The 12521-nt window shown below is 34.3% G+C and carries 13 protein-coding genes; 8 read left to right on the forward strand and 5 right to left on the reverse strand.

Annotation, left to right across the window (positions count from 1 at the left end):
- The first annotated feature begins 389 nt into the window (after positions 1-389).
- Genes tsaE through tsaD form a run of 4 tightly spaced genes read left to right on the forward strand, consistent with a single transcriptional unit; the run spans position 390 to position 2955 of the window.
- Positions 390-836 (forward strand): tRNA (adenosine(37)-N6)-threonylcarbamoyltransferase complex ATPase subunit type 1 TsaE, encoded by a 447-nt coding sequence (gene tsaE, locus CD118_RS07270; RefSeq protein WP_050330452.1) that lies wholly within the window; start codon positions 390-392, stop codon positions 834-836.
- Positions 829-1485 carry a tRNA (adenosine(37)-N6)-threonylcarbamoyltransferase complex dimerization subunit type 1 TsaB gene (gene tsaB, locus CD118_RS07275; RefSeq protein WP_060829618.1) on the forward strand — a complete coding sequence of 219 codons (657 nt, stop codon included), beginning with the start codon at positions 829-831 and terminating at the stop codon, positions 1483-1485. Before tsaE ends, tsaB begins: the two co-directional genes overlap by 8 nt.
- Positions 1464-1934 (forward strand): ribosomal protein S18-alanine N-acetyltransferase, encoded by a 471-nt coding sequence (gene rimI / locus CD118_RS07280; RefSeq protein WP_050330456.1) that lies wholly within the window; start codon positions 1464-1466, stop codon positions 1932-1934. Before tsaB ends, rimI begins: the two co-directional genes overlap by 22 nt.
- The gene (tsaD, locus tag CD118_RS07285) at positions 1927-2955 is read left to right on the forward strand and encodes a tRNA (adenosine(37)-N6)-threonylcarbamoyltransferase complex transferase subunit TsaD (protein WP_060829619.1); all 1029 of its coding nucleotides are present in this window, start codon (positions 1927-1929) and stop codon (positions 2953-2955) included. Before rimI ends, tsaD begins: the two co-directional genes overlap by 8 nt.
- A 448-nt stretch (positions 2956-3403) precedes the next feature.
- On the opposite strand, the gene abc-f is transcribed toward tsaD, so the two are convergent.
- Positions 3404-5347 carry a ribosomal protection-like ABC-F family protein gene (gene abc-f / locus CD118_RS07290; RefSeq protein WP_103356476.1) on the reverse strand — a complete coding sequence of 648 codons (1944 nt, stop codon included), beginning with the start codon at positions 5345-5347 and terminating at the stop codon, positions 3404-3406.
- 152 nt (positions 5348-5499) lie between these two features.
- On the opposite strand from abc-f, the gene CD118_RS07295 reads away from it, so the two are divergent.
- The 4 genes from CD118_RS07295 (at position 5500) to CD118_RS07310 (ending at position 9647) form a co-directional block, all read left to right on the forward strand.
- Entirely contained in the window at positions 5500-6138 is a 639-nt protein-coding gene (locus CD118_RS07295) for a redox-sensing transcriptional repressor Rex (RefSeq protein ID WP_060829621.1), read from the forward strand.
- Between the two features lie 292 nt (positions 6139-6430).
- Positions 6431-7513: a YeeE/YedE family protein gene (locus tag CD118_RS07300; protein ID WP_103356477.1), complete on the forward strand. Its 1083-nt coding sequence runs from the start codon at positions 6431-6433 to the stop codon at positions 7511-7513.
- A gap of 24 nt (positions 7514-7537) precedes the next feature.
- The gene (locus tag CD118_RS07305) at positions 7538-7762 is read left to right on the forward strand and encodes a sulfurtransferase TusA family protein (protein WP_050330465.1); all 225 of its coding nucleotides are present in this window, start codon (positions 7538-7540) and stop codon (positions 7760-7762) included.
- 397 nt (positions 7763-8159) lie between these two features.
- Positions 8160-9647 (forward strand): sucrose-6-phosphate hydrolase, encoded by a 1488-nt coding sequence (locus CD118_RS07310; RefSeq protein ID WP_103356478.1) that lies wholly within the window; start codon positions 8160-8162, stop codon positions 9645-9647.
- Between the two features lie 57 nt (positions 9648-9704).
- Here the strand turns inward: CD118_RS07310 and agrA are convergent, their stop codons facing one another.
- Genes agrA through CD118_RS07330 form a run of 4 tightly spaced genes read right to left on the reverse strand, consistent with a single transcriptional unit; the run spans position 9705 to position 12463 of the window.
- A complete protein-coding gene (gene agrA, locus CD118_RS07315; protein WP_103356479.1) occupies positions 9705-10421 on the reverse strand; it encodes a quorum-sensing response regulator AgrA in 717 nt (238 codons plus the stop codon).
- Positions 10422-10435: 14 nt separating this feature from the next.
- Positions 10436-11728 (reverse strand): quorum-sensing sensor histidine kinase AgrC, encoded by a 1293-nt coding sequence (gene agrC / locus CD118_RS07320; RefSeq protein ID WP_103356480.1) that lies wholly within the window; start codon positions 11726-11728, stop codon positions 10436-10438.
- Between the two features lie 31 nt (positions 11729-11759).
- Positions 11760-11894 (reverse strand): cyclic lactone autoinducer peptide AgrD, encoded by a 135-nt coding sequence (gene agrD, locus CD118_RS07325; RefSeq protein ID WP_050345386.1) that lies wholly within the window; start codon positions 11892-11894, stop codon positions 11760-11762.
- Between the two features lie 2 nt (positions 11895-11896).
- The gene (locus CD118_RS07330) at positions 11897-12463 is read right to left on the reverse strand and encodes an accessory gene regulator AgrB (RefSeq protein WP_103356481.1); all 567 of its coding nucleotides are present in this window, start codon (positions 12461-12463) and stop codon (positions 11897-11899) included.
- Positions 12464-12521: the final 58 nt, after the last annotated feature.

The raw sequence follows: 12521 nt of genomic DNA on the forward strand, positions 1-12521 counted from the left end.
GTAAAATTTCTACTAATGCTCCAGTCCTGAGCGTAAAATTAAAATGACAATATAATTTTGTTGTGTATGTGTCATGCATGAATATGTTTTCATTGTCTAACGCTCCCTTCAAAATGAATGTGATGTATGTTAAATTAAATTGGTTTCATCAATTACGAGAATGAGAAAAATTTAGAATTTAGAGAATTGTCTAAAAATTACGTGTTATAAATTTAACCCATCTTTTCTTCTAAGTCAACAGTAAATGTAAAATTTTCTGAAAATAATCTTAAAATACAGTCAATAAAGCGTCATTCTTATTTCAAAGTAAATGTCAAGAATCAGATAAGGTCAAATAGAAAAAAATTTGTTACAATAGATAGGAAAATTAAGTCAGGAGTGCGGAAAGTATGAGAATAAAAAATATAGCAGAAATGCAGAGGTTCGCTAATTTACTGACACCACTTCTAAAAGCGCAAGATGTGTTGTTATTAGATGGTGATCTTGGCGCTGGTAAAACAACTTTAAGTCAATTTATCGGAAAAGCATTAGGGGTTAAACGTCACATCAGTTCACCGACCTTTAATATTATTAAGTCATATAAAGGAGACACCTTAAAATTTCATCATATGGATTGCTACCGACTTGAGAACTCCGATGAAGATTTAGGGTTTGATGAATTTTTTAATGACCACGCAGTTACAGTCGTTGAATGGAGTACGTTTATTAAAGATTATTTACCGGATGCATTTTTAAAAATTAACATTAAAGTGATCAATGAAGATGAACGAGAAATCGAACTCGAGGCAAAAGGTCAACATTTTGAAGAAATCAAGGAGCAAATGACACATGTATAGTTTACTTATAAATAGCGCGAATCAACCTTTATCAGTTGCTGTTTTACAAGATGGCAAAGTTTTAGTAACACATACAACGACGGTTAAACGCAATCATTCTATACAATTAATGCCATTAATCGAGTTTTTACTTGTGCAATGTGAACTTAAAGCAAAAGATTTAGATGAAATTATTGTGGCAGAAGGGCCAGGCTCTTATACAGGATTGCGTATTGGTGTCACTACGGCTAAAACATTAGCGTACACTTTAGGCATTCAGTTATATGGTGTCTCTTCATTAAAGGCAATTGCAGCGAATATTGAATACTCAGATGCCTATATTATCCCAATCATTGATGCCCGAAGAGGGAACGTCTTTGCTGGAGTTTATCAATGGCAAGGTCAACAGTTAGTCGCTGTCATGGAAGATCAACATATTGCCTTATCTCAATTAATTTCACAATGGTCTAACAAAGAGAATGTTATCTTTATAGGTGATGATGTCACACATTTCACAAATGAACTTGAAGGATACCAATGTAACGCAGAACCGCCTAGAGCAGATAAAATGTATCGATATAAAGGTGAACCACGTGAGATTCATACGTTTGTACCGCAATATTTAAAGTTATCGGAGGCAGAACAAAATTGGATGGATCAACAGAAATAAAAGAGAAACTTCAAATAAGACATATGATGCTTGAAGATGTTCCAGCTGTTTTTGATCTTGAACAGATAAGCTTTAAAAAGAGTTCGTGGACGATTGATGCGTTTTATTATGAATTGGAGCAAAATCATTTTGCCCATTATTTTGTTGTAGAGTTCGAAGATAAAATAATCGGTTACCTAGGCTTATGGATTGTTGTTGACCAAGCCCAAATTACAACAGTTGCTATTGATCCGGACTATAGAGATTACGGATTAGGTCAATTATTATTAAAATATGTTATTAATTTTGCGTCTTCAATCGCAACGGTAATGAGTTTGGAAGTGCGTGAAGATAATCATGTCGCGCAGCATGTTTATCAAAAACTTGGTTTTGAATATGGCGGTAAAAGAAAAAATTATTACGGTGATGGAGAGGATGCGTTAGTCATGTGGGTGAGTTTAAATGACTGAGAATACAACGATTTTGGCACTTGAGACAAGTTGTGATGAAACAAGTGTCAGTGTAATAGAAAACGGAGCAAAAATTTTAAGTAATAGTGTGTTAAGTCAAATTGACAGTCATAAACGATTTGGCGGTGTTGTCCCTGAGGTCGCAAGTCGTCATCATGTTGAAAATATAACATTAATCATTGAAGATGCATTGCAACAAGCAGACAAATCAATGGACCAGATTGATGCAGTGGCTGTAACGCAAGGCCCAGGTCTTATTGGTGCGTTACTTGTGGGTGTCAATGCTGCTAAGTCACTAGCTTTTGCTAATGATAAACCACTTATACCTGTCCATCATATTGCGGGGCACGTGTATGCGAACCAACTTGGAACAGGATTGAAATTCCCATTAATTGCATTAATTGTTTCGGGTGGACATACGGAGCTTGTCTATATGAGAGATCATTTACAATTTGAGATTATTGGTGAAACACGAGATGATGCAGTAGGCGAAGCTTATGATAAAGTCGCACGAACAATTGGTTTACCTTATCCCGGAGGCCCAGCGGTTGATCGATTAGCAACGCAAGGTGAGGACACATATCAATTTCCTCGTGTTTGGTTGGAGCCTGAGAGTTATGATTTTAGCTTTAGTGGTTTGAAAAGTGCAGTGATTAATAAATTGCATAATCTAAAGCAAAAAGGTGAGCAAGTGATTCCTGAAAATGTTGCGACAAGTTTTCAAAACAGCGTAGTGGAAGTGCTCGTTGGAAAAGCAATGCGTGCTTGTGAAGATTACAATGTTAAACAGTTGATAGTAGCTGGAGGTGTAGCAAGTAACAAAGGGCTTCGTAAAGCTTTAGAACAAGCTACGCGTGAAAGAGGCATAGAACTCGCTATTCCAGAACCACGTCTATGTACGGATAATGCCGCAATGATTGGAGCAGCAGCTCATTATATTTACGAAAAAGGAATTCGGGGCGACATGGCTTTAAATGGTAAAAGCAGTATGGATATTGAAATGTATTTAGATCATGAATAATGAATGCTGCACGTTTTTAAACAGCAACCTTATTTTGAGGGTGAGACAATGAAATCAAACGATTTCTGTCTCTCTTTTTTATATCAAAAGAAAAGTGATATATTCTAATCACCATTAAAATTTAGATGCTTGTCTATATAGATGTATAACTATAAACAACTTAAATCTTCACATTTTAAGCTCACTTTTCTGATTGAGCAAAAGTCAATAGAGAACATGCGTACTTATGCACAAGTTGTTAAGAACCTGTGCATAACATTGACGTAAAATTGGGGATAAGTTGTATATAATTGTGCATAAGGATAGAATATTCTTGTTTTTAACTTGTGGATAATGTGGATAACTTTGTGGATAGTTGGTATTATGCTATTTCATGTGTGGACGAAATGTAAACAGTAGGTGATTAAAAAAATAAACCGAGTAGAAAATTTTACTCGGTTTACTTCATTTAATCTTCATATTCAGTTAACAAAAGTTGTAATTCTTCCCAGTTTGTCATCACTTGTTCTAATGCTTGTTCGATTTTTTGACGTTCTTCAGCTAGAGATTGTGTTTTTTCGAAATCATTAATGACAGCTTCATCTGTCATTTGCAAATCAATCGCTGCAATCTTGTCTTCTAACTCAGAAATTTGGCTTTCGTCACTTTCAATCTGGCGCTCTATTTTACGTTTTTCACGACGAAGCGTCTTTTGATCTTGATAAGTCGTTGGCTGAGTACTTGAATCTACTTCTAACGTCGCTTGATTTTGTTGGTTATCATATGCAGCAAGTGCTTGTTGTTGCTCTAACTTTTCCAAATAGTATTGATAATCCCCTAAATAAAGCGTGCCACCTTTTTCGTTTAAATCAAAAATTCGATTCGCCAATTGGTTGATAAAATAGCGGTCATGCGAAACAAAAATGAGTGTCCCTTGGAAATGTTTTAAAGCTTGCTCTAACATCTCTTTAGAATCAATGTCTAAGTGGTTTGTCGGTTCGTCTAATATGAGCACATTGTTACGTTCTAACATGAGTAATGCCAATTGCAAGCGTGCTTTTTCACCGCCTGATAAATCATTGATGACTTTTAATACGTCATCTTGCGTAAATAAAAAGCGTCCTAAAACGGCACGCACATCTTTTTCAGGCATTTGACGATATTGGTCCCACACAAAATTCAAAATAGTTTTGTTTGAACGAAATTCTGCTTGTTTTTGATCATAGTAGCCAATTTTAAGATTTGCACCATCAATCACTTGCCCCGATAAAGGTGGAAGGCGTTTGGCTAAAGTTTTAATTAAAGTAGATTTACCTATCCCGTTAGGACCGATAATACCAATATGATCCCCTTTGTTGATTTCAAATTGTATGGGTTGCGTAATAGGGGAGACATATCCAATCGTTAAATCTTGAATGTGCATGACATCATTTCCAGTATTGCGATCAAAATCAAATTGAATGTTCGCACTTCTAGCGTCTAACATCGGCTTTTCAAGGCGTTCCATTTTTTCTAAAGCTTTTCTACGGCTTTTAGCCATACCACTCGTGGAAGCACGTGTAATGTTTTTTTCCACAAAAGTTTCAAGACGTTTAATTTCATTTTGTTGTCTTTCATATTCAGCTAAACGCTTTTGATAATATTGATCTCTTAATTCGATAAATTTAGCGTAATTTCCGACATAATGTTTAACTTCTCCTAATGAAACATCGTAAATTTGAGTTACGATTTTATCTAAAAAGAATCGGTCGTGTGAAATAATAACGATAGCGCCTTTGAAATATTTTAAATAATCTTCTAGCCATTCTGTTGTGGCCATATCTAAATGGTTCGTCGGCTCATCTAAAAGAAGGAGATCAGGTTCGCTTAATAACATTTGTGCTAATGACAGACGTGTTTTTTGTCCGCCGCTAAAATCATTAATCGGACGATGATAATCTGCTTCACTAAAATCCAGTCCATTTAAAACAGTTTTAATTTTACTTTCATATTGATAGCCTTCAAGCTGTTCAAATTCATTTGAGAGCTTTTCATATTGATCAATATGCGTTTTATATTCTACTGACTCATACATATCCGCATGAGCTGCAAGCCAATCGGTTTCAAATTTCATACGCTCTGAGATGGATTGAACATGCGCAAACGGTTTGGCCATTTCTTCGAAGACTGTGTTTTGGGTATTTAATGTCATTTGTTGTGTCAAATAGCCTAATTTCAAGCCTTTGATTTTAGAGATATGGCCTGAATCATAGTTTTCAACACCAGCGATGATTTTCATCAATGTTGATTTACCCGCACCGTTACGTCCTACAATGCCAATTCGTTCGCCGGTTTTTACTTCAAAGTTGACGTCTTCAAAAATCTCTTCACCATCAAACGATTTGGTGACGTGACTTAATTGCATTAAAATCATATGGCATGCTCCTTTCATTCTTAATTATTGTACAATAAACGCTATATGTATCAAGTACTTAATGTTTTCATAACCACAAAATTAAGTTATAATTATTATCACATACTATGTATATGAGTGCACGCATAAGAAAGACTACGGAGGACTTTAAAATGGGAAAAGAAAGCAATAAAATTCCTAGAGCGACCTTAAAACGTCTCCCTTTATATTACCGATTTGTCAATATTTTAAAGGCTAAAGGTGAAGATCGTGTGAATTCAAAAGCGATAAGTGAAGGCTTAAATATAGATTCTGCAACAATTCGCCGAGATTTTTCATATTTTGGAGAGCTTGGGAAAAAAGGTTATGGTTACAATATTGATAGTCTATTGGAATTCTTCAAATCTGAGTTAAGCGATTCTGATGAAATCAAAATAGGCATTGTTGGCGTAGGGAATTTAGGTAAGGCACTAATCACTTATAACTTTTCAATTCACGATGATATGACCATTACTGAAGCCTTTGATATCAGTGAGGAAATCATTGGTACACAAGTGGGTGATGTGACGGTAAAATCAATGGACGAGATAAAGAGCACCGTTGAAGCTGAAGCGTTAGAAGTCATTATTATTGCTACACCAGGAAGAGTAGCCCAAGAAGTGGCCGATGCACTTGTAGATGCAGGTGTGAAAGGAATACTTAATTTTACACCGAAACGTGTGCACGTACCTCAATCTGTACAAGTACATCAAATTGATTTAGGTGTGGAATTACAATCATTATTATTCTTTATGAAAAATTATAATGGTTAACCTTTTATGAAAATTATCCATACATACAAAAAGATTTGTTTGGATGAACTGTAAATTAAAACATAGCACTATGAAGAGAGTATAAAAGTCTAATGATAATATTAGATTTTATACTCTTTTTTTATTGCGCATAGGTCAGTTCTAAAGCATGTATGTTTAAATATACAAATGTATTCAAATGAACTTGAGAAAAAATATATGTTTTTATATTTATTTTTAAAATGTACTTGAAAAATAAAGTCTTATTTTTTATAATACCTATAATGTTAATCGGATATAGGGGGTAGGAATATTGATTTGGACCGTGATAAGTGGATTGATTGTGGGAAGTTTACTTGGTTTCGTAATGCAACGTACGCGTTTTTGTTTGACGGGTGGCTTTAGAGATATGTATGTTCAAAAAAATAATAAGATGTTTTATGCGTTGCTTATTGCGATTAGTATCCAAGCTATTGGTTTATATATATTAACTTCATTGGGTGTTATCACGATAGATAATGGGACATTTCCAATTGTAGGAACGATTGTTGGATCATTTATTTTTGGTATTGGGATTCTACTCGCAGGAGGTTGTGCCACTGGGACATGGTATCGTGCAGGGGAAGGTTTAATTGGCAGTTGGATTGCACTTTTCATGTATGCACTATTTGCAGCAATCTCTAAATATGGCGTTCTGTTACCACTGAAAGATACAATTAATCAACAAACCGTTTATGAAGCGGATATGGCGACATCTACAGGGGTACCAAGTTGGATATGGTTAATCTTATTAACTGGTGTTACGCTATTTTTGGTTATGACCACGTTGAAAAAGCCAAAATCAAAAATCGCTATACCAAAATTAAAACCACGCTATACTGGGGTACGTCACTTTTTATTTGAAAAGCGATTTCATCCTTTTGTTGCAGCGATTGCGATAGGTTTCATTGCACTTATCGCTTGGCCAATGAGTATTTCAACAGGAAGAGAAGGTGGGCTAGGCATTACGACACCATCTGCGAACTTAATCGCCTTTTTAACAACAGGAAATGTTTCTTTCATTGACTGGGGTGTTTTCCTCGTTTTAGGTATTTTTGTAGGATCGTATATTGCAGCACGTGGTTCAAGAGAATTTAAATGGCGTTTACCAGATATTAAAACAATACGTAATAGTGTTATTGGTGGTGCATGTATGGGATTTGGTGCAGCGCTCGCAGGTGGATGCTCAATAGGTAATGGTTTAGTTGCAACTGCTGCATTGTCATGGCAAGGTTGGATAGCTTTAGTGGCTATGATTTTAGGGACATGGTTTATGAGCCATTTCTTATTTGTGAAACCTTTAAAAGCAGCGCGTCAACAACAAACGCATACATCAACACAATCTGTTAATATTTAAAAATGAAACGAAAGGAGCTTCACAATGTTATATGAACTCGGTACAGTGGGCATGGTTTGTCCATTTCCTTTAATTGAAGCACAGAAAAAGATGGAGGAATTAGCACTAGGCGATGAACTGAAAATTGACTTTGACTGTACACAAGCCACAGAGGCTATTCCCAATTGGGCAGCAGAGCAAAACTATCCAGTGACTGAATTTGAACAAATAGATCATGCGTCTTGGACGATTACGGTTCAAAAGGCGTAAATGATAGCACGTTCAATAATAATTGAATAATTTATATGGTATAAAGCAGTTGAGGTATATCTCAGCTGCTTTTTGTACGATATCATATTTTAAAATATTAAGATAAAGCAATATAAAAGAGTCTAAGGTCTTAATTTTAGGACATGCTTAAACATTTTTATGATAAAATAGCTACTGAGATCATATGGAGGAGCTAAGATGGGGACAGCTTACTTTTCCAATGCAAATTAAAATCATGATGCTCAAACGTAGCGTCTTTTTTAATTTTACATAACTCTAACGTGTTTAACGCGTCGTATCATATTAACAGCAAATCATCAAAATAAGCGCAAGGTTTGGTTTATATGTAACAACAGGTGGCATATATGATCAGCAGTATGAGATAAGGAGGATACATATGGAACAATGGAGTCGCGAAATGCGATATCGTAAATATGAGGAAGTAGATGAAAAGGAAATTTTAGCATTACATGAAAAAGTAAAGTCTTCTCCATATCGTCAAATTTTTCATATTCAACCACCTACAGGATTACTCAGTCATCCGAGTGGTTTAATTTTTTTTAATGGCCAATATTATATCGCACATCAGTGGTTTCCTTTAGGGCCAGTAGATGGCTTGAAATATTGGAGACAACTAACAAGTGATAACTTAGTGACTTTCAAAGATAAAGGTGTGGTTTTACGTCCTGACCAGACATATGACAGTCATGGCATACATAGCGGCAGTGCATTTTCTTATCAGTCGTCGCTTTATTATATGTATACTGCAAGCCATAGAGATGAGAATTGGGAGCTTAAAAGTAGCCAAGTTATTGCTAAGGTACAAGACGATGGATCAGTAGAAAAATTATCTCCACCGGCAATTAGTACGCCACCTGAAGGCTATACACAGCAGTTTAGAGATTCGAAAGTATTTAAAAAAGGGGAACAATTATATGCTGTGATTGGTGCACAGCGTGAAGATTTAACAGGTTGTCTTCTCATGTATGTCGCAGATCAACCAGAAGGACCTTGGCATTTTAAAGGTGAAATAAAAACGCAATTACAGAGTTTTGGACATATGTGGACTTCACCAGACTATTTTCAAATTCATGGAAAAGATATTTTCCTATTCTGCACTGAAGGTGTGGAATCTGATCAATATCAAAATACGTATTTAAGTGGCTATATCGTAGGGACATTAGATTTTGAAACACTCGTATTCGAACATGGGGAATTTCAAGAATTAGATGCAGGTTTTGATTTTTATGCACCGCAAACGATAGAGGATGAAGCGGGGAGACGCGTTTTAATAGGATGGATGGGTATACCTGATGTAGAGTACCCAACAGATGACGATGGTTGGGCACACTGTCTGACACTTCCTCGAACATTGACTATTGAAAATCAAATATTGAAACAAAAACCACATATGCATTTGAGAAAGTTGCGCAGTAACGAAGAATCAGCACTAGGCTACGCTAATAAATTTATTAAACAGCTCCATCCCTATGAAGGGGTCCAGTATGAACTAGTCGTTGATATTTTAGAAAACGAATCTTCTGCTTTTGAATTACAGTTACGTGCTTCTAGTCATGAATCGACTGTCATTCGTTATGAGACAGCAACGAAAGAAGTCATACTTGAGCGTTTTGATAGTGGCGCACTGCCATTTCCGGTAGAAGGGACATCAAGAAGTACACGTTTAAACTCAGAGTTAAAACAATTGCGTATTTTTGTAGATACATCGAGTATCGAAATCTTTTGCAACGAAGGCGAACGTGTGTTAACTTCGCGTATTTTCCCGAAAACAACATCGAATAAAATTAAGGTCGTTACGGATTCGGGGCAAGTTTATTTAAAAATGACTAAATATGATATTGCGACAGAAATGACAGAAGAATAATCTAAAAATGAATACAATCCAATAAAAAAACAAGCAGGTGATTTTTTTCCTGCTTGTTTATATTTTCTTTAAATTACGTACTGAAACATAACAAAACTCTTCATTTTTAAAATATGCAATGCGTTCTTTAGAATCCACACTACTTATGTTATGTCTGTTGAGTACAAAATTGTTATGACATCTAAAAAAACGATCATCAATTTGCGCTAACTCTTTGAGATTGCCATAAAATTCGATTTGGCGATTATCTAAATGTGCAATCAAACGATGTGATTTAGGTGATGATTCAAAAAACATCACATCATCATATTGAACATAAACAGAATTGCTGCCGCGTTTCAGTTCTAATGTTTCAACAGTTTTATCTTTCGTTAATAAATCTAAACGTTTTAATGCAGTTTCTAAACAATCAACAATTCGTGTACGTAATTCTTCAGGATCGTCTTTAAAAATAAAATCCATCGCTGCAACTTTGTACACAAATGTCAAATAAGTCAATTCAGTATGGCTTGTTACAAAAATGATATTACCAACAGGGTCATGCTTACGAATCTCACTTCCAAGTTTAATCCCGTTAATATCAGATTCTAATTGAATATCTAGAAAATAACAGCCAATATCACTCATGTTTTTAGAAGCTTCTAACACTTCATATGGATTATCTGTGGCAATTTCGATTTCCATAGGTTTTTCTTCAATCATGATATAGTTTTCAATAATGGATACCATGCGTTCACGTTGTTTTGGATCGTCTTCACAAATCAATACTTTCATAGTTACGCACATCCTTAATCATCATCATTCATGACTTCAATTTTTTGTATAAAATATTGGTTTTCAATCGTTGTATCAAGCAAAACATTTTCTGTTTTATCTGTAATTTCTTTCAAAGTCGATAAACCGATACCTCGATTTTTCCCTTTCGTTGAAAAGCCTTCTTGGAAGAGGGTATGTAATTTTGGCATATTTTTTGGTGCTTTATTGATGATAATAATTAAAACAGAAGTCTCTGTTTTAATGAATGCAATTTGAATCATTGGGTCTTCAACCGTCAATGAAGCTTCGATCGCATTGTCCATGATAATACCTAAAACACGACTCAAATCAATAATTTCCATATTAATAGATGAAATCTCATCAGCAACTTCAACACTAATTTCGATATTATTTTCTTGAGCTGATAAAATTTTAGTAGTGATAACGCCTTTAATTTCGCGTACTTTTAACTTCTCAATCCCATTTAATTTTAAAGAATTTGTTTCAAAATGTCCTTTTAGGGGATTAATATTATTATGATAATACGCTTTCAGACCTTCTAGATCATCTTCACGCAAGTACTCAGACATTGTTGCTAAAATATTAATGTAATCATGACGAAACTTACGCATTCGATTATTAACTTTTTCCATTTCTAATGTGTATTTATAATAATCTTCTGCCTCTTGTTTTTTGTGTTGATATCTGATTTCACGTGAAATTGTAATAGTAGTGACTACAATTAGTATAATAAATACAGCAAGTAGAATGAAATACAAAGAACCTACAGCTATAAACTCATGCAAGGATTCCGCAGTGTTTGGCATTTGGAAGAAAAAGATGTAAATTCCAAATGCCAAAAATAAAATTAGAATGGTTAAGTAAAGTCTATTTAAATGAAGCCATGAAAGTTTGAATTTTTTAAATAAAACAACAAAAATCATAGCAAAGAAATAACAGCAAAATAAAAATATAAAAGTGTATAGAACATTAGCGATATAGAAATTTATGTTATGATTAACAAAATAAGCATAAGCTAAAACGCTAAAAAAGTTACTAATCATTAATACTAGTGTCGTTACTAATACGGCTATAACACCCATAATCTTTTGGCGTTTGTAGTAGAAAATAAAAAAGCCAATAACCAAATAAAACAAGCTGTCTCTTCCGAAAATAAAATATAAAATAACAGAGGGAATTACAATTCCTAATAAAATAAGAATGTAATCCCTTTTAGTGTATCTATATTTCGGAATAATGCTTGTTATCGATGCAAATACAAAAGCTTGAAGTCCAATAATTATTATTGACAAAATTAAATCCAATTTTTATACACGCTCTCTAAACATTATTTTATTATTCTTCTTCTAAAAGTTCAGCAGGAATTTCAGGTTCATAAAAGTATCCAATACAGAAAGGATATTTTGCATAAGTGCTAATAGAAGCAAAGACACTTGTTAAAAGTTTTAAAAGTGAGTCTAGAAATTTCATAATTAAATTTCCTCCTTAATAGAAAATATAGGTAATAACGTTATGGATTGCAATATGACTGCATAAGTGATTAACTTGTTAAAAGGCGTTGGAATAATTAGCGATAAAACAAGCAATATTGTTGCAGTAATAATTGATTTAATCTTAAGCCCTTTTATTTTACTTTGCTTTATAGGTTTCTTCTGAGTTGCGGCCGGTGCATATTCAACAACCAAAAACCATCCTATTATACTTAAGCATAACAAATAAATAAATGGAATGTCATACTGGATGATTATCCATGGTATAAGAACAAAAGATAAAATGTTTTGAACGTGACACAGAAGTGAATTTTCTGAATGTGCCCCGTGCGAAAACATTCTTAATAAAAGAAAAATAATATGAACAAAGAGCGTGTATAAAAAAATATTTAACAGGAGTGCAAGACCGTAAGTTACAATGCCTTTAAATAAATTAATTGCCACTATCTGCATGCCAAGACGTACTTTCAAAAATTCAATGTGACTGAGATTTTGGTGTGCTTGTAACTTCCGTGCTAGTCTTTCAATGACGTTATCAATAATGTGCAAATAGCCCTCCTCCTTAACTACATTATAAATTACATTTAATGTATTAATACATTTTTTG

The sequence above is a fragment of the Staphylococcus coagulans genome (assembly GCF_002901995.1).
GTDB classification, from domain to species: Bacteria; Bacillota; Bacilli; order Staphylococcales; family Staphylococcaceae; genus Staphylococcus; species Staphylococcus coagulans.